Source organism: Megasphaera geminata F0357 (genome assembly GCF_000239275.1).
Taxonomy (GTDB): domain Bacteria; phylum Bacillota; class Negativicutes; order Veillonellales; family Megasphaeraceae; genus Megasphaera; species Megasphaera geminata.
On record NZ_JH417580.1, the window covers coordinates 1 to 17,207 of the forward strand.

At 52.0% G+C, this 17,207-nt stretch carries 15 protein-coding genes and 2 pseudogenes; 2 read left to right on the plus strand and 15 right to left on the minus strand.

Translation table 11 applies throughout. The features are described from left to right. Positions 1 to 448 (plus strand): annotated as a pseudogene (locus HMPREF0080_RS03465) (oxaloacetate decarboxylase subunit alpha); the annotation flags it as partial. Positions 449 to 941: 493 nt separating this feature from the next. After that, the gene (locus HMPREF0080_RS03470) at positions 942 to 1,763 is read left to right on the plus strand and encodes an EFR1 family ferrodoxin (RefSeq protein ID WP_006789830.1); all 822 of its coding nucleotides are present in this window, start codon (positions 942 to 944) and stop codon (positions 1,761 to 1,763) included. Between the two features lie 140 nt (positions 1,764 to 1,903). Here HMPREF0080_RS03470 and HMPREF0080_RS03475 read toward each other — a convergent pair whose 3' ends face one another. The 15 genes and pseudogenes from HMPREF0080_RS03475 to HMPREF0080_RS03545 form a co-directional block, all read right to left on the minus strand. Next, positions 1,904 to 2,086: a hypothetical protein gene (locus HMPREF0080_RS03475; protein WP_006789831.1), complete on the minus strand. Its 183-nt coding sequence runs from the start codon at positions 2,084 to 2,086 to the stop codon at positions 1,904 to 1,906. A gap of 198 nt (positions 2,087 to 2,284) precedes the next feature. Beyond that, positions 2,285 to 2,638, minus strand: coding sequence for a desulfoferrodoxin family protein (locus tag HMPREF0080_RS03480; RefSeq protein ID WP_006789832.1), 354 nt, complete (start codon positions 2,636 to 2,638; stop codon positions 2,285 to 2,287). A 119-nt stretch (positions 2,639 to 2,757) separates the two neighbouring features. Next, entirely contained in the window at positions 2,758 to 3,585 is an 828-nt protein-coding gene (locus tag HMPREF0080_RS03485; RefSeq protein ID WP_006789833.1) for a bifunctional methylenetetrahydrofolate dehydrogenase/methenyltetrahydrofolate cyclohydrolase, read from the minus strand. A 21-nt stretch (positions 3,586 to 3,606) separates the two neighbouring features. Beyond that, positions 3,607 to 5,599 (minus strand): annotated as a pseudogene (locus HMPREF0080_RS11650) (penicillin-binding transpeptidase domain-containing protein). Positions 5,600 to 5,611: 12 nt separating this feature from the next. Beyond that, positions 5,612 to 7,024 carry a CCA tRNA nucleotidyltransferase gene (locus tag HMPREF0080_RS03495; RefSeq protein WP_006789837.1) on the minus strand — a complete coding sequence of 471 codons (1,413 nt, stop codon included), beginning with the start codon at positions 7,022 to 7,024 and terminating at the stop codon, positions 5,612 to 5,614. Between the two features lie 186 nt (positions 7,025 to 7,210). Continuing rightward, positions 7,211 to 8,566 carry a phosphoglucosamine mutase gene (gene glmM / locus HMPREF0080_RS03500; protein WP_006789839.1) on the minus strand — a complete coding sequence of 452 codons (1,356 nt, stop codon included), beginning with the start codon at positions 8,564 to 8,566 and terminating at the stop codon, positions 7,211 to 7,213. Beyond that, entirely contained in the window at positions 8,567 to 10,174 is a 1,608-nt protein-coding gene (locus HMPREF0080_RS03505; protein ID WP_040347097.1) for an NAD(P)/FAD-dependent oxidoreductase, read from the minus strand. Positions 10,175 to 10,187: 13 nt separating this feature from the next. Beyond that, the gene (locus tag HMPREF0080_RS03510) at positions 10,188 to 11,111 is read right to left on the minus strand and encodes a CdaR family protein (protein WP_040347099.1); all 924 of its coding nucleotides are present in this window, start codon (positions 11,109 to 11,111) and stop codon (positions 10,188 to 10,190) included. Then, positions 11,108 to 11,929 carry a diadenylate cyclase CdaA gene (gene cdaA, locus HMPREF0080_RS03515; RefSeq protein ID WP_006789842.1) on the minus strand — a complete coding sequence of 274 codons (822 nt, stop codon included), beginning with the start codon at positions 11,927 to 11,929 and terminating at the stop codon, positions 11,108 to 11,110. The genes HMPREF0080_RS03510 and cdaA overlap by 4 nt, the downstream gene beginning before the upstream one ends. Positions 11,930 to 11,992: 63 nt before the next feature. After that, positions 11,993 to 12,970, minus strand: coding sequence for a 3-hydroxyacyl-CoA dehydrogenase family protein (locus HMPREF0080_RS03520; RefSeq protein WP_006789843.1), 978 nt, complete (start codon positions 12,968 to 12,970; stop codon positions 11,993 to 11,995). A 69-nt stretch (positions 12,971 to 13,039) separates the two neighbouring features. Beyond that, entirely contained in the window at positions 13,040 to 13,720 is a 681-nt protein-coding gene (locus HMPREF0080_RS03525; protein ID WP_040347130.1) for a TVP38/TMEM64 family protein, read from the minus strand. Positions 13,721 to 13,859: 139 nt separating this feature from the next. Beyond that, positions 13,860 to 14,699 carry a tRNA pseudouridine(38-40) synthase TruA gene (gene truA, locus HMPREF0080_RS03530; protein WP_006789845.1) on the minus strand — a complete coding sequence of 280 codons (840 nt, stop codon included), beginning with the start codon at positions 14,697 to 14,699 and terminating at the stop codon, positions 13,860 to 13,862. Continuing rightward, the gene (locus tag HMPREF0080_RS03535; RefSeq protein ID WP_006789846.1) at positions 14,687 to 15,487 is read right to left on the minus strand and encodes an energy-coupling factor transporter transmembrane component T family protein; all 801 of its coding nucleotides are present in this window, start codon (positions 15,485 to 15,487) and stop codon (positions 14,687 to 14,689) included. Before HMPREF0080_RS03535 ends, truA begins: the two co-directional genes overlap by 13 nt. Then, positions 15,477 to 16,346, minus strand: coding sequence for an energy-coupling factor transporter ATPase (locus HMPREF0080_RS03540; protein ID WP_006789847.1), 870 nt, complete (start codon positions 16,344 to 16,346; stop codon positions 15,477 to 15,479). The genes HMPREF0080_RS03535 and HMPREF0080_RS03540 overlap by 11 nt, the downstream gene beginning before the upstream one ends. Continuing rightward, complete coding sequence (locus HMPREF0080_RS03545; protein ID WP_006789848.1) at positions 16,337 to 17,170, minus strand: energy-coupling factor transporter ATPase; 834 nt, start codon at positions 17,168 to 17,170, stop codon at positions 16,337 to 16,339. The genes HMPREF0080_RS03540 and HMPREF0080_RS03545 overlap by 10 nt, the downstream gene beginning before the upstream one ends. Positions 17,171 to 17,207: the final 37 nt, after the last annotated feature.

Sequence of the window (17,207 nt, forward strand, 5' to 3'; positions counted from 1 at the left end):
TATGAGGTTTCTTGACGAAGATCCGTGGGAACGGCTGAGGACGTTAAAGAAGTATTTGAAAAAGACGCCGTTACAGATGTTGTTCCGCGGGCAAAATATTCTCGGGTATCGTCACTATGCCGACGATATGGTGTATGAATTCGTGAATCGTGCCGTCGACAACGGTATCGACATTATCCGTGTCTTCGACGCGCTTAACGATTCGCGAAACCTTGAAGCGGCCGTTAAAGCGGGAAAAGATACGAAGTCCGTTCACGTTCAGGGCGCTATGGTTTACACGGTCAGCCCCATTCATACGCTGGAAAGTTTTACGAAGGGCGCCGTTGAATTGCAGGAAATGGGCGTCGATTCCCTTTGTATCAAGGATATGTCCGGCCTGCTCGCCCCGTATGATGCATACAATCTTGTGCGTATGCTGAAGAAGCATCTGACCGTTCCCACGGATCTTCGTCAAGAAACCTCATACATGAATCGAAGGTGGCGCCGCCCCAGCACTCAACAGCATGATAACCGATTTCATCCATCGCTTCCAGGACGGGGATCATCTGATTTATACGCATACGCGTTGCCGCAATGGACTGATGTCCGTCGCGCAGTACAGTTTCCGTAATTTTTACTCTAGCCATGTATACCTCCGACACGGTGTATATAAAACCAACTACTAGTATAAGGTCATAATTTATAATGCATGTTTATTATACCATATTTTGTTCATAAATGAAGGCGGCGGCACAGGTAATTATACAAAACCCGACGGCCCTTGCAGGTTGTCCCGGTTATATACGCACTCTTTTACGTCCTTGAAGCACAACTTTATTTTGACATTATATCAATACCATTTATTTCCCCGCCTTTACGGCTTTTATAGAAAAGCCTATACTGTTTGTACACACTACCAAAATTGCATTGCGCACGCTCCGTTTACAAAGGAGGTTGATCCTATGACCGCCGTTACAACGATCAAAGCCGTCTGGTTCAGTCCGACCGGGACAACGCAAAAAACAGTAACGAAAATAGCCGCCACGCTCTCCCGGGAGTTGGAATTACCGTTAGCAACCGATGATTTCACCTTACCCGAAAGGAGAACGCAGGCGCTCCGCTTTTCATCGCATGACCTGGTCGTTTTCGGCACGCCCGTCTATGCCGGCCGCGTACCGAATGTATTAATCAAGTATATAAAAACACTTTCCGGCCGGGGCGCCCTCGGCATCCCTGTCGTTCTCTACGGCAACCGTAATTACGACGACGCCCTCATCGAACTGCGTGACGCCATGGAAGAAGGCGGTATACACACCGTCGCCGCGGCAGCTTTTATAGGCGAGCATTCCTTTTCAACGGTGCTTGCCGCACACAGGCCGGACGCGGCCGATCTGGCGAAAGCCGAAGCTTTCGGCAATGCCGTTGCCGAAAAAATCCGCTCCCGCGCCATAGATACGGCTCCCGTTTTTGTCCGCGGCGAAACACCGTATCGACCTTATTACACGCCCCGCCTGAAAGACGGCACGCCCATCGATATCCGCAAGGTCACGTCAAAGATAACGGACGACTGCACGTATTGCGGCATCTGCGCCGCTGTCTGTCCCATGGGCTCACTTGATGCGGACGATCCGGCAAAATTCACGGGCATTTGCATCAAGTGCGGCGCCTGTATTAAAGGCTGTCCTAGACATGCCCGTTACTACGACGACGAAGGATATCTGTTCCATAAGAGAGACTTGGAAGAGGTTTACACGCGCCGGGCCGAACCGGAATTGTTCCTTTAAAAAGAAACGGCGTATTTACCACTTATTTATCAAGGTAAAAACAAATTGCCCCCATCAGTCGGCATCAGAAATACCGACTGATGGGGGCAACCCAAAATTAGATCTTATTTTTTGAGGGCCGGTATGTTACAGCTCCTTTTCTATTGCCGGCACCGCCTGAAGAAAACGAAGCGCCCTGCCGCGCCCGCTTCTTCCCATGTACCGGGCAGGTCCTCACATATTGCAGCGGCATTTTTATGATCCGTAATGACAAGAATATCTTTATGAGCCGGCAAATCTTCTATGGCCATAAACGGCATAACATTCGTATCGGACCAGGCCATTCCGCGCGGCTTGTACTTTTCTATATTTTCTTGCGTCTCAAGACGGTCTATATGACGGCCGGGAAGAAACGGGCCGCAAAATCGGAAACACCGAACAGTTTAAAAGCCGTCAGCAGCTCCCAATAGAAAAAAACAGGCGCTCTTACTAAGTTTCCCTAATAAGAGCGCCTGCCCCCGCATATGTCAACTCGATCTACATTAAAACTCCGCTTTCCACAAGCCGTGAAGGTTACAATATTCATAAACGGTACCGGACGGGGCGTCACAGAATTCGGCCGCCGGTTTTTCACCGGGCTTTAAATACTTGAACACGAGGCGGCCTTCCGATTCAACGGCAATCCAGGCAATATGATGTTCCGGAAGCATAGGATGCTCAACGGAACCGACCTGTACATGAAGCCGGCCGTTTTCTCTCGTGACTACGGGAACGTGTTTTTCCTGTGCCGCATCCGTGGTGTTGGCAACCAATTCTTTTAGCCCAGGACACACTTCACCGCTCAGACTTATAAAAATCGCCTTGGTTTCTTCATTCTGATAAAATTTGACCATCATTCATTCCTCCTGTCTTAACAATCAATAATTATTATTCGTTATATACAGTATAGCCGCTATGCCTGTATTATACAAGACTGTTTTTATAAAAATCTTCTTACATATACAAGGCCTGTCGTCTATCTCCTGCCGTATGCCGTATTTTCTAAAATTATCGTTGAAACGACAGCGCCGATACCGCCGGGTACCGGCGTATACTGTGAGGCTTTGGCATTGGCGGCATCGCTTACATCACCGACGGTTTTACCGTCCGCACGATTGATGCCGACGTCAATAACAACGGCGCCTTCTTTTACCATATCGGGAGTGACAAAGGCCGCTTTGCCGACAGCGGCGACAAGAATATCCGCCTGTGCCGTCAATGCCGGCAGATTCTTTGTCCTGCTGTGGCATACCGTAACGGTTGCATTGCGGGTTAAACAAAGATGCGCAAGCGGTTTGCCGACAACATCACTTCTGCCGATGATAACGACATGTTTGCCCTCAAGGGTGATGTTATAGTCTTCAAGGACAGCGATTACCGCCCGGGCGGTACAGGCCGCAAAACACGGGCTTCCTGAAAAAAGCAGGCCCTTATCGGCCGCCGTCTGCCCGTCAACGTCCTTTTCAGGCGCAATACGGTTAAGAACACGCTCCCGGTTAAACCGTTCCGGCAACGGCAGCATCGGTAAAATACCGGCGATGTCCTTTCGCTCACCGAGCGCCGCAACTGCCTGTATAAGGTCTTCTTCACTGATATCTTCAGCGTATCGGCAAATTTCGACAGGCAGACCGACGGACAGGGCGGCGCGCTGTACAGTCCGGGCGTACATGTCCGACGGGGCATCTTCGCCGACCGCTAAGACGGCCAACCGCCTCTCCTCTCCCTTTTCTTTCAGCTCCCGCAAGTATGCCGCCAACCGCTCTTTACGGGCAGCCGCCGTTTTTTTACCGTCTAAAATACTCATACCGTCACCTTTTCTGCATTGTTATCGTGTAAACGAAACGGTCACATCGCTCCCCGGTTCTACATAAGTACCCGCGTCAGGGTGCTGGTACACGGCCAAGCCCGTACCGACAGGGATAAAACTGAGGCCCGCTTCATTAAGCCATTCATTTACTTCACGCGAGTCAAAGCCGGCAAAGGAAGGCAATAAAATACCGTCGGCATCCACATATACGGGCGGCAAGGAAGACCGTACCGATCCGCCCTCACTTCGGAAAATCCCCGCATTGACGGCAGACGGATCGGCAGGACGGATGCCCTTGATCCGCACGATATCGGTCATCATTTCTTTAAATACGGGCGCCGCGACTTGCGCGCCGTAATATACGCCGGACGGATTATCAACGACAATGAGCACCACATACTGCGGATCTTCCAACGGGCCGAACCCGACGAAGGAGCCGATATACTGCCCTTCGGCATAACCCGTACCTTCCGCATTCAGGCGCTGCGCCGTACCTGTTTTACCGCAGAAATTATACCCGTCGATTTTCGCGTTAATGCCGCCGCCGGAGTTGATTTCTTCGGCCATAATACGGCTGATTGTCCTGCTGACTTCCGGGCTGACAGGCCGCCCCGCCTCAACAGGTTCCGTCTTTTTGTAAACGGAACCGTCAGGATTATCAATTTCTTTAATGACGAAAGGCTTCATCATCGTCCCGCGGTTAGCCAACCCGCCGAAGGCCTGCACCATTTGCAGCGGCGTGACGGCAATGCCTTGACCGATGGCCATAATTGCCGTATCGACACGGCTCATTTCTTCAGGATCAAAGAGGATCCCTTCTCCTTCTCCGGGAAGTTCAATGCCCGTAGGCTTGCCGAACCCGTATTTTTCGGCATGATTCTTGACAGGACGGCCCCGCCCGTGCTTATCCCTATTTCAGCCATCCCCGTATTGATGGAAAATTTAAGAATGTCTTTAAGCGTTACATTGCCCATGCCGCTGTCGTCCCAGTTATGGATGGTGCGGTCATCAACATGAATATACCCGATATCATGATAAACCTTGTTTTCCGTCCACGTCCCCGCGTCAAGAGCTGCCGATGCCATAATCGGTTTAAACGTCGATCCCGGCTCGTAAAGGTTGACAACCGCTCTGTTTTTATAGGCCGCCGCATTTCCTTTGCCGTAATCATTGGGATCAAAATTCGGCCGGCTCGCCATAGCCAGAATCTCGCCTGTTTTCGGATCCATAATGATGACGGCGGCCCCTTCAGGTTTGTTTTTTTTCACGATTTCGTCAAGGCCTTTTTCGGCAATGTATTGAATCGTGCTGTCAATGGTGAGACGAACGGAACGTTCCTTGTCGGGCAGCACTTTTTCCAGGGCCGAATCAAAAATAGGCACGTTATTACTGTCCGTGGTGAGCCGAAGCTTCTGCGTATCACCGCGAATCTCGTCGTCAAGAACCATTTCAATGCCGTCGAGCCGTGATCGTTATCACCGACAAAGCCGATAAGCTGAGCGGCCAAAGTCCCGTTCGGATAGTAACGCCTGTTTTCGTCAACGAAACGAAGCCCTTTTATCTGTTCTTTGGCAATGAATCCTTTTAATCTTTCGTATTTATCATTATCCATCGTCCGCTCGAGCCAGACAAACGCAGTATCGCGGCTGAGCCGTTCTTCTATGGCCTCTTCGCTGATACGCAGGTAGGGCGCCAGGAGCCTTGCCATCTCGGCCGGCGATTTTTCCGTCATCGTCGGATCGGCGTACAGTGATTTGGCAACTTCACTGATAGCCAGGACTTTGCCGTCTCTGTCAAGAATCATGCCGCGGGGCGACTGAATTTTACGGTCCGCTTCGCTTTGCGCGTCAACCCGTTCCGATAATTCGGCGCTCCTGACGACTTGAAGCCAGAAAAGCCGGCCGGCAGCAGCCGCACAAAAAGCGAATAAGATGATAAGGCACGTTATTATGCGCCTGCACATTTTTTGCTCTCTGCGCTTATCCGCTTTTGCTTTCAATTCGTTATCCATAGTTTTCTTTCCTTATGTTGAACGCCGCTTCATCCATCTTTCCGCCGCATCGGCAAAAACATCGGGCTCATTGGCGAGTGTCCCGTCCTGCACCCGCTTTAAGAGGACGCGCAGGCAATCGCCCGTACGGGATCCGCAAATCTCGGGAACTCTTCTGTCATACTGCAGGTCTCCGGTGCCGACCGGCATGGAACCGGCCAGCTCTTCCATATATTTACCGAAAGAAACGGTGCCGTCCGTATTTGCATCGGGGCGGCACCCTTTTGCATCGGCAACGGCTAACGCCGTCGCCTGCCGCACGGCTGCCGCAAGTTCGGCGGTGCTGTGAAAGTCATTGCTCCCGGCTTCATGACGAAGCCATTTGACCACGTTTCCCTGACCGGTATTGGCAAAGTAATGAAACTTCATATGTGTTTTTACGAGCCATGCGACACGGCGAATACACGCTTTATTGCGCCGCCACCGCATCATCACTTCGGCGGCTATGCGCGCCCCCGCCCGATCATGACCGTAATCCGTATAGCGGCCGTCACGGATGCTGCGTATGCCGGCCGACCCTTTGGCCACATCATGGAAAAGAGCGGCATAACGAAGCGTCAGATCGGCCGGTGTATATGAGATGACGGCAAGCGTATGTATCCACGCATCAAACACATGAAACGGCGGGGATTGAGGCGTGTCGGGAAGATGCGAAAATTCAGGCATGATCGGAACATTTACATACGCGCCGTTTTCTTTCCGTCTGCACGAACAGTTTCCCAGACCGGAGCGCACGAGAATATCGAGACCCTTATAGGCGGCCGGTGTAACGAGAAGGCGTTCAATTTCCGCAACGACCCGGTCCGACGAAAGCCCGGCTACGCGTCCGAATGCCTGCGGCATAGCGTCCTGCGTTTTCTTTTCCGGCAAAAAATCAAGCTGACCCGCAAAACGACAGAGCCGAAAAAGCCGCAGTGCATCTTCCTGGAACCGTTCTTTCGCATTGCCGACGGCGGCAAGACGTCTCTTACGGATATCTTTCCGGCCGCCCACATAATCATAAACTTGTCCGGCCGTATCCATTGCCAGCGCATTGATCGTAAAATCGCGACGCATCACATCTTCACGCAAAGACGCCGCATACCAGACGCGTTCCGGACGATGGCTGTCTTCCCCGTACACCTCGCCGCGAAACGAGGCGACCTCATATGTCTCCCCGCCGATAACGAGAACGACAACACCGAAAGTCTTACCGTTTACATCGACAGATTGCCAATTCTGTTTTGCCGCAACGGCCATAATCTCTTCAGGCCGGGCGGAGGTAGTAATATCGTAATCATGCGGTTCCTTATGCATGAGTAAATCGCGCACGGCGCCGCCGACAACATATGCCTCGAAACCGGCATCGTTCAAAGCACGTAAAATGCGGTGTACGACCTCTTTCATAACAAAATTCCCTCCACACGGATTACCTAATTTGTTATTATATCATCTTACCGTTACCGTGGCTATGAAAGAAGCGATAAAAGCGGCGGACCGCAGTACCCGGAAAAAACGGCCGCTTTGCGGAAACGCGAAAAGAGGTCCCCGAAAGGACCTCCCGAAAAGAGAAAAACCGCATGGAATACGTTCTTATTTTATTTCCCCCATCTCATGATCGATAACGCCCGCAATATCGTCGACAATGCGTTCCAATTGTACCAGATCGGCACCTTCCGCCATAACGCGAATGAGCGGTTCCGTCCCGGACGGACGAACGAGAATACGCCCCTCTTCGCCGAGCTCTTCTTCCCCCGCCGAAACGGCGGCGGCGATAAGCGTGTTTTCTTCCCAGCCCGATTTTGTTTCAACGCGGACATTTTTCAAAATCTGCGGGTATTTCGTCATAAGGCCGGCCAGCTCGGAAACTTTCTTCCCCTGCTTCTTCATAACCGTCATAAACTGTACGGCCGTCAGAAGGCCGTCACCCGTCGTGTTATAGTCAAGGAAAATAATGTGTCCGGACTGTTCGCCGCCGAGGGAGTACCCCTTCCGCCGCATGCACTCAAGCACATAACGGTCGCCGACAGACGTAATTTCCGTTTTGCACCCCATTTCTTTAGCCGCCTTATGGAACCCGATATTGCTCATAACCGTACCGACGATAGTATCGCCGCGAAGACGCCCTTCTTCTTTCATCTGCAAAGCGCAAATAATCATGATCTGGTCGCCGTCCAATTCGTTTCCCTTTTCATCGATAACGAGACAACGGTCGGCATCGCCGTCATTGGCAATACCGATATCCGCCCCGTATTTCAAAACAGCGGCCTTAACGCTTTCCAAATGAGTTGAACCGGATTTATCATTAATATTGATACCGTTCGGCTCGGCATGGACGGAGATGAGTTCCGCACCGAGGCGGCGGAAGATCTCGGGCCCCGCTTTATAGGCTGCGCCGTTAGCCGCGTCATGTACGATCTTAATACCGCTCAGATCGATATCCGTACTGTTGAGGATATAGCCGATATACTCTTCCTGCAAATCGGGCAGTTCCGTAACCGTACCGATAGCGGCGCCGGTAGGCCTGTTTTCCTGGCCGGATCGTTCGTCTCTGAGCATATACTCTTCAATCAGATCTTCCGTTTCATCAGGAAGTTTATACCCGTATTTATCGAAAAACTTAATGCCGTTATATTCAAAGGGATTATGCGACGCCGAAATAACCACACCCGCATCCATATGCCGGGCTTTTGTCAGATACGCGACCGCAGGAGTGGGAACGACATCGGCCATAAAGCAATTCCCGCCGGCGGAGGCGACTCCCGCGGCTAAAACGTCGGCAAGCATCGTGCCGGAGAGTCGCGTGTCCCTGCCGATTAAAAAAGTCGGATGTTCTCTGTCCTTGCCGAGGACAAAAGCCGCCGCTCTGCCCAAATGGTATGCCAATTCAGGCGTTAAAGAATCGTTTGCCACACCGCGCACGCCGTCGGTTCCGAATAATCTTGCCATTTATCTTACCTCCAAAGGGCGATATTTTTTCATAATTTCAATTGCTGTTTCCGTACCGTCAAGAAAAGCGCTCATAATGCCGCCGGCATAACCGGCGCCTTCCCCTACGGGATAAAGGCCTTTCGTTCTTACCGCTTCTCGCGTCGTTTCATCGCGCCTGATACGAACGGGGGCGCTTGTCCTCGTTTCAACGCCGGTCATGATAATATTGTTATCGTCAAAGCCGCGTATTTTCCTGCCGAAGTACGGCAACGCGGCCGCCAACGTTTCCGTAACGAATTCAGGCAGAACGCGGCGCAAATCCGTCCGGACCACACCCGGCCTGTACGTCTGCACCGAATCGGCCCGACCGGCCCCCGTGCGCCCGAGAAAATCGCCGACCGTCTGAGCCGGTGCCTTATAACTGCAGCCGCCGGCACGATATGCGGCTTCTTCATAGCGGCGTTGGAACTCGATACCGCCGAGCGGTGAATTCCCGCCCATATCGTCAACGGTCACATTGACGACAAGGGCGCTGTTGGCTGTTCCGCTGTCACGCTTATATCGGCTCATGCCGTTCGTTACGACGCGCCCTTCTTCCGAAGCCGCGGCCACCACCGTACCGCCGGGACACATACAAAAGGAATAGCAGGTCCTGTTACCGGGCCCGTGATATACGAGATTATATTCCGCCGCGTCCAGGCCGAGCTCAGCCGCATTGCATCCATATTGCGCTTTATCTATGAGCTCCTGTTTGTGCTCAATGCGGACGCCTACGGCAAAGGGCTTCTTTTCAAGAAATACATGCCGTGCATGGAGTATATAATAGGTATCGCGCGCACTGTGACCGACACCGAGAATGACGAGGTTCGTTGCCAGCCGGCCGCCGTCATTTACGACGACTTCCCGAACGGCCCCGCCCTCATCGAGAATAATATCCGTAAGACGGCTGTCAAAACGGACGGTACCGCCGAGCCGTTCAATTTTAAAACGCAGTCGCTTTACGACCGTCCGCAATATATCCGTACCGATATGGGGATTATACATATACAGAATATCCGTCGGCGCACCCGCTTCAACCAGCTCTTCTAAAATAGGCCGCAGGAGAGGGTGATTGACGCGTGTCGTCAGTTTACCGTCAGAGAACGTGCCGGCTCCGCCCTCACCGAACTGCACGTTGGACTTTGCATTAAAAATGCCCGTCTCCCAAAACTTCCGCACATCTTCGGTCCGCCTGTCCACGTCATATCCCCGTTCCAATACAATCGGCCGATACCCGTGCCCGGCCAATGCCAACGCGGCCCCCAACCCGGCAGGCCCGGTACCGACAACGACAGGCCGAGCCGTCAGCGGCACGGTACCGTAAACGGGGGTCACCGCCTTTACAGGGGTTACAGGCTGAATGTCCTTATCTTGCCGACATCGGGAAAGGATCTGTTTTTCCCGTTTTACCGTCACTTGTAAGGTAAAAACCAAAAATATATTCGGTTTGCGGCGCGCGTCGACGGAACGGCGTACGACGGTCACCTCTTCTATTTCCGTCCGTTTGCAGTGAAGTTTAGCCGCCGCAAGGTCCGTGACGTCCGCCCGCAACGGTACGGCAGCACGTATATTGGTCAAACGTATCAACGTCTTCTCTCCTTTATTCGGCAGTTTCCGTCTCCACCTTTACGGTAACGACGTCAGGCTCGACCGTGCCGTCTCCTGTAGACCAGGGGATACTGACGCGCCACTCTTTGTCGGAACCGAGCCCCGTCAGATCGATAGGCTCAAGGGTGACTGCCCAAATGGTGTTCAGCTTATCCCGATCACCGCGAATTTCCACACTGCTCGGTGAGGCCGTAACATTCTTTACGCGCACCGAAGCATCCACTTCCCCATAGGTAGGCACATTAACGGGTACCTTCTTAGAGGCGGCATTTTGCACGAATGTAAGGGACGCGCTGCTCTGATGGGGCGTTAGATCAAGGCCGTCGACGGGAGTGCCGTCGGCATGCACGAGATGAATCGGGGCCATGACAGTAAAGCCCGAATTTTTACCGGCTACGGGGATCTCTATAACGGCCCTGCTTACTTCGTTAAGCAGACGTTTCGCACCGGATGCGACGACTTTTTCGGGCAGCAGCTTAATGCCCGTCACGGCCACTCCGTCCGGCAGTTTGCCGACGAGGTGGGGCGTCAGGCGAAATTCCTGAACGGCGTAGACATCGACAATGATAGTGGCGTCGTTCACGCTTTGCTTCTTCAATTCCGTCCCTGCCGGGATTTCTATATGTACGGGAACCGTCACGGTCCCTTCCTGCGCAGCGGATAAATCGACATAGGCCTTGATCTCCGCCGGATCGATATTAATAATCGTGTTACGCGGTCCTGAAAGATGGATATAAACGTTTTTCGGCACCTGCGAGACCACGTATTGAGAATCCAGGTTTTCCACGACGACAGGAACCGTATAACTGCCTTCACTGACAGGATTTTGTTCGCTTATGATGGCAAACCAGAGACCGATAGCGACAATAACGCAAATTATCTGTATCTTCCATTTCTCCTGCGGTGCTTTTATCATTTGCCGGACCTCCATTTCAAAATGTTAGCCAGCCCCTGCGGTTGTTTCGAAAAAAATCCTTCCAATGTTTGACGTAATCTTTCACCGGTAAGATGCCGGTAAATGTGACCGCCGTACGCATAAGAAACAGCACCCGTTTCTTCACTGACAACGACAACGACGGCATCGGACTTTTCGCTGATACCGATAGCCGCCCGATGCCGCGTACCGAGTTCCGTCGACAAAGAGCGGTCCGTCGTCAACGGCAAAAGGCACCCCGCCGCCATAATGCGATTTTCGCGAATGACGACGGCGCCGTCATGTAAGGGCGTGTTGGGAATGAAAATATTGCCCAACAGCTCTTTGGATACGAGCCCGTCGATAGCTACTCCCGTATCAATGATTTCATTCAACCCCACTTCCCGTTCAAAAACGAGAAGGGCGCCGGTACGAGTTTTGGACAATGTCTCAGAAAGAGGAACGACTTCATCAAGAAGATGCGCCAGTTCTTCCTGGCTGATCAAATGGTCGGAACGGAAAAGTCTGCCGCGGCCGATGTGTTCCAGGGCCCGGCGCAATTCAGGCTGAAAGACGACGGGTAATGCGACCAGGATAACCGTCATGCCCTGCTGTAATATCCAGTTGACGACGTGTAAATTGAGCACACGGCTGCTCACCGTAATAACACCCAGGAAGGCAAGCCCTTTAATGAGAGCTACGGCACGGGTATTGCGAAGCAGTAAAAAAAGCTTATACAAGAAAAAAGCAACCAGGGCAATGTCTAAAATATCCAACAGCCGGAAGCTGCTGATAAATCCCTGAACCGGTATATACGCCATATATATTCTCCCATCACACGAGTGACACTATAACAGATAGTAGTATTTTACAATATTTCATGCTTAAATACCAGTTGTGCAAGGGTTCCCCGCGGCCGTCCCGTCCTTTTTCAGCCATTCGATCAAGACGTCTTCCCGTTTTTTCATGAGCATCCGTTTCTTTTCTTCAGTCCAGGAAAAAATCCCTTCCCCCGTCTTTGCCCCCAGGCGGCCTTCATTTACACATTTTCTCATAATTTCGGAGCCGCTTTTAGTATCGTCCAGTTCCTTATACAAATAGGCTGAAATATTGTAGAAAATATCAAGGCCGCCCAAATCGGCGCTTTCAATAGGGCCGGTAACCCCGAGACGTCTGCCGAGACTGTATTTGCACACGGCATCCACATCCCCGGCAGTCGCAATCCCTTCCCTGACGCAGTGGAGCGCTTCCCTCAAAAGGGCGAGCTGCAGCCTGTTGCCTATAAAACCGGGCGCTTCCTTTAAAAGAGTTACGGGCTTCTTGCCGATTCTTTCCATTAATTCTTTAGTGAGAGAAACAACTTCCGCAGCCGTCTTTTCCCCCGGAACGATCTCAACGAGCGGCAAAAGATGAGGCGGGTTCCAAAAATGGGCGACAATAAACCGCCCGGGAAGGTTCATGCAGGCCGAAAGTTCCGTCGGGCTGAGGCCCGATGAATCAGTGGCGATAATCACGTCATCATCGATATATTTTTCCGTTTCCGCATAGACGCTTTGTTTAACGGAGATGTCTTCAGCCACCGACTCGATGACAAAATCGGCGCCTGTCGCAGCTTCTTCAATCGTGGTGACGCCGCGGATACGGCCGCGCAGATTTTCCGCCTCGGCCTGTGACAAAAGCCCGTTGTCCGTCAGCCCTGCCAAGGCGGCCTTGATATTCGTCATAGCCCGCTCAATACTCGCCGTCCTGCGGCCGAACATCCTTACCTCGTACCCCGCTCCGGCAAAAACGACGGCCGTACTGAACCCCATAGTACCGCAGCCGAGATTACAAATCGTCCTTATTTGATCCACCTGTTTCATAGAAAGATATCCCCTTCCGTATCCGACGTACGCAAAACAACCCCTCTTTCGAGGAGTTGTCGTAACCGGTTATGTAGTTTGATGGCGCCGACGCCACCATAACAGGCCGTAAACAAAGGCAACGATAGCCGATACGGCCAGAAGGCGCGGCCAGTGTTCATGTATAAGCAGCAAATCATGTCCCAGCCACACTTCGATAGCGACCGCCGGTAACTTGCCGACAGCATTGGCGACGAAATGGTCGCGATAGCTGATATGGCTAAGCGCGCCCAGAGCCGTGACGAAGACATTAGGCGCATAGGGAATAGCCCGTCCCGCCATAATCGTGCGAATGCAGCTGTACGAATCGAGACGTTCAAGCATATTGCTGCGGCTGATGACCTTCTTTGCCTGGCCGCGGAACAAGGTCCGCGTCAAACGAAAGTTGATTTCTATACCGACGACTTCACCGATCCAGGAAATGACGATTCCCGGAACAAGACCGAAAATAACGCCGTTAACCGTCAGAAACAGTACGGACGGAATACCGATGGCATTAACAAAGGCTACCATCAAAACGCTGACAAAAATTGCCTTGTACCCGAATGAAGCCATATATGCGGTCATACCGTCTATATCGCCCAGCACGGTCAATTCCCACATGATCGAATAAAAGTCGGGCTGTACTAACTTAATGGCCCAAAATACGGCAATGACAACGAGTATCCCGACGGCGTCACGCGTTATCCAACCTGCTGTTTTATCACTCATAAGCTTCTGTCTGCCCTTTACATACGTTATTTCAACACCTGTCGTATTGTATACCATACAAATGCAGGGTTCTGTCCATGCCAAACCCACAATTCTTCCGTATTGTGAACCGGACATGTATATTATACCATATTCGCCCTCATTTTATAGATACGTCGGAACACCTTGCGGAACCCGTATCACTCGCCCTTCCGGCATAAAGCGCGTCGCGCCGCTTCTGCACGCCGTCCTTTGTATAAAATACTTCTTCTAAAAACAATCCCTGAGCCGGCGCCGTCGCCCCGAGTTTACGCCTATCCCGTCCGTCGAGAATACGTGCCAGCGCTTCAGGGCTTTTCCGGTGCAGCCCCGCGTCCACAAGGGCGCCGACGATATTACGGACCATATGATATAAAAACCCGCTTCCCAGGACATCGATACGGACGCGGCCGCCGGCACGCGACACGGCGATTTCATACATCGTCTTGACAGGGTTATGCGGGGTTGTATTGGCCCCTTTATAGGCTGAAAAGTCGTGCGTCCCGATGAGCGTGTTTGCAGCCCGCTGCATCGCTTCTATATCCAGGGGCTTGCGGATATACCATGCGTAACGCAGCATAAAGGGATCGTGCACAGGTCCGTTGACAACAATATAACGATAATGTTTGCCCTTATTGTCATGACGAACGCTGAAATCATACGCTTTCTCAACCGCATCCAGAACGACGATTGTCGGCGGCAGACTTCCCTTTAACGCATACGGCAGCTTATCGACGGGAATACGATCGTGAGCATAGAAATTTACGACCTGCCCGCGTGCATGAACGCCCGTATCCGTGCGGGCCGCCCCATAAACGCGGATCCTGCAGCCGTACAATCCTTCCAGGGCTTCTTCCATCGTCTGCTGTACCGACGGAAAATCGGACTGGCGCTGAAAACCGAAAAAATCCGTACCGTCGTAAGCAATACGAAGGCATATGTTTTTCATTATATCAGCCATCGCAACACCGCCAGGACACCCGTCACAGAAACGACACCGCACAGAGCGGCTCCGTCACGCCATGTACAGGCCAATTCATGGAGCCGCGTACGGCCTTCTCCGCCGCGATAACAACGTGATTCCATGGCTGTCGCCAAGTCGTCGGCCCGGCGAAACGCGCTGATAAAAAGAGGCACTAACAAGGGGACCATATTCTTACCGCGCTGCCATAAACTGCCTGTCGTAAAATTTGCGCCGCGGGCGGTCTGAGCTTTCATAATACGGTCCGTTTCTTCCAATAATGTAGGGATAAAGCGCATAGCTATGGTCATCATCATAGCCAGTTCGTGAGCGGGCACGCCAATCCGCTTAAAAGGATTTAACAGATGCTCAATACCGTCAGTCAGGACAATCGGGGATGTCGTATACGTCAAAAGAGACGAGAATACGATTAAATACACGAGGCGCAGGGTCATGAGCACACCTTGGCGGATACCCTCCTTTGTGATATGAATGATCCCGTATTGGCATAACGCTTCACCGGGCGTCGTAAAGAGATGTACAGCCATCGTGAAAAAGATAATTCCCCACAAGGGCTTCAAAGACTTGAACACGTTGCCTGCCGGTAAGCGTGACAGGAGGTATGAAAAGACGATAAAAGCCGTCAGAACCGCATACGACAAAAATGATTTCGCCAGAAAAACCGAGATAATAACTATCATCGTCGCAATAATTTTTATCCGCGGGTCAAGCCGGTGCAGGAAGGAATTCCCCGGGAAATATTGACCTAAGGTTATATCAGTCAGCATATCCGTTCCTCCTCAGGGCATCATAAACGGCGGCCGTACCGTCAGCCACCGTTCTAGCTTTATCGGATACGTCCAGCCCTCTTGTCTGCAGGTATTGCAAAACCTGTGTCACAGGCGGCACATCCACACCGGCCTCCTGCAGGGCATCACGACAGGCGGAAAAAATGGTCAACGGCTCTCCGTCCAATACGATTTTACCGTGCGAAAGCACAATAAGCCGGTTGGCAAGGGACGAAATATCTTCCATATTATGGGAGACGAGAATAACAGAAATGCCCTTTTCTTCATAACGGCGGCGGATCTGCGCAAAAATTTCACGTCTGCCTGCGGGATCCAGGCCCGCCGACGGCTCATCAAGGATAAGGTATTTAGGCCGAATGGCGATAATGCCGGCAATGGCAACACGGCGCATTTGACCGCCGCTGAGCCGAAAGGGCGACCGTTCCGCATATTCATCGTAATCAAGGCCGACGAAATCCATGGCTTCACGAACGCGCTCGGCCGTCTCCGCCTCGTTCAAGCCGAAGTTTTTCGGGCCGAAAGCAATATCTCCGGCTATCGTTTCTTCAAAGAGCTGGTATTCCGGATACTGAAATACCATGCCGACGCGGCGGCGTGCAGAAAACGCCTCTTTGCTTTTTTCGGCAATGTTTATCCCGTCTACATGAACAGTCCCTTCAGTCGGTTGCAGGAGGCCGTTCAACAGTTGAACCAACGTTGATTTTCCCGAACCTGTATGGCCGATAATACCGACGAATTCCCCTTCTTTTATTTCCAGACTCAACGGTTCCAACGCAGTCTGTTCAAAGGGCGTTCCTTTCCCGTACGTATGGGATACATTTTCCAGTCTTATAGACATAATGCATCTCCCAACTCTTCTTTATTGATAATATCCCCTTTTACAGGTACGCCCCGTTCCCGAAGACGAACGGCGATTTCCGCCGCAACAGGCACATCCAGACCCATGGAAAGGAGTTCCGCCACATGCGAAAAAATCTGACGGGGAGTGCCGTCCATCTGCAGTTCGCCCTTGTTCATGACAACGACACGGTCGGCTCGCACCGCTTCTTCCATAAAATGCGTGATAAGAACAACGGTTATGCCTTCTTCATGGAGCTGCAATAATGTCTTCATTACTTCCGCCCTGCCCGACGGGTCAAGCATGGCCGTAGGTTCATCCAGGACAATACAATCGGACTGCATGGCCAAAATGCCGGCGATGGCAATGCGCTGCTTTTGTCCGCCCGACAGCAGGTGGGGCCCCTGCTTGGCAAACGCCGACATACCGACACGTTCCAGGGCCGTATCAACGCGAACACGGATTTCTGCGGGCGGCACGCCGAGATTTTCCGGTCCGAAAGCCACATCCTCCTCGACCACGGCCGCCACTATCTGGTTGTCGGGATTCTGAAACACCATGCCTACATGCTGACGAATATTCCAGACATTTTCCCGGATATCCGTCCGCATGCCGGCAACTTCACAAACTCCTTCCGTCGGCAAAAGCAGCGCATTAAAATGCTTTGCCAAGGTCGACTTCCCCGAGCCGTTGGTACCGATAACGGCGACAAATTCACCGGGTGCAACCGTCAGGGACACATCTTTTACGGCATAAACAAGGTTCCCCGTTTCGTCTTTATATGTATGGCTGAGATGTTCCGTTCTTATCATAAACGCGGACATGATATATATCCCTCAATCTGCATCGTATTTTACCCGT

Excerpts from the sequence above, each read along its gene's own strand:
- HMPREF0080_RS03485 (WP_006789833.1), bottom strand. The coding sequence starts at position 3,585 with ATGAGTATTTTAGACGGTAAAAAAACGGCGGCTGCCCGTAAAGAGCGG.
- HMPREF0080_RS03470 (WP_006789830.1), top strand. The coding sequence starts at position 942 with ATGACCGCCGTTACAACGATCAAAGCCGTCTGGTTCAGTCCGACCGGG.
- HMPREF0080_RS03520 (WP_006789843.1), bottom strand. The coding sequence starts at position 12,970 with ATGAAACAGGTGGATCAAATAAGGACGATTTGTAATCTCGGCTGCGGT.
- glmM (WP_006789839.1), bottom strand. The coding sequence starts at position 8,566 with ATGGCAAGATTATTCGGAACCGACGGCGTGCGCGGTGTGGCAAACGAT.
- HMPREF0080_RS03535 (WP_006789846.1), bottom strand. The coding sequence starts at position 15,487 with ATGCTGACTGATATAACCTTAGGTCAATATTTCCCGGGGAATTCCTTC.
- cdaA (WP_006789842.1), bottom strand. The coding sequence starts at position 11,929 with ATGGCGTATATACCGGTTCAGGGATTTATCAGCAGCTTCCGGCTGTTG.
- truA (WP_006789845.1), bottom strand. The coding sequence starts at position 14,699 with ATGGCTGATATAATGAAAAACATATGCCTTCGTATTGCTTACGACGGT.
- HMPREF0080_RS03525 (WP_040347130.1), bottom strand. The coding sequence starts at position 13,720 with ATGAGTGATAAAACAGCAGGTTGGATAACGCGTGACGCCGTCGGGATA.
- HMPREF0080_RS03540 (WP_006789847.1), bottom strand. The coding sequence starts at position 16,346 with ATGTCTATAAGACTGGAAAATGTATCCCATACGTACGGGAAAGGAACG.
- HMPREF0080_RS03475 (WP_006789831.1), bottom strand. The coding sequence starts at position 2,086 with ATGGCCTGGTCCGATACGAATGTTATGCCGTTTATGGCCATAGAAGAT.
- HMPREF0080_RS03510 (WP_040347099.1), bottom strand. The coding sequence starts at position 11,111 with ATGATAAAAGCACCGCAGGAGAAATGGAAGATACAGATAATTTGCGTT.
- HMPREF0080_RS03480 (WP_006789832.1), bottom strand. The coding sequence starts at position 2,638 with ATGATGGTCAAATTTTATCAGAATGAAGAAACCAAGGCGATTTTTATA.
- HMPREF0080_RS03545 (WP_006789848.1), bottom strand. The coding sequence starts at position 17,170 with ATGTCCGCGTTTATGATAAGAACGGAACATCTCAGCCATACATATAAA.
- HMPREF0080_RS03495 (WP_006789837.1), bottom strand. The coding sequence starts at position 7,024 with ATGAAAGAGGTCGTACACCGCATTTTACGTGCTTTGAACGATGCCGGT.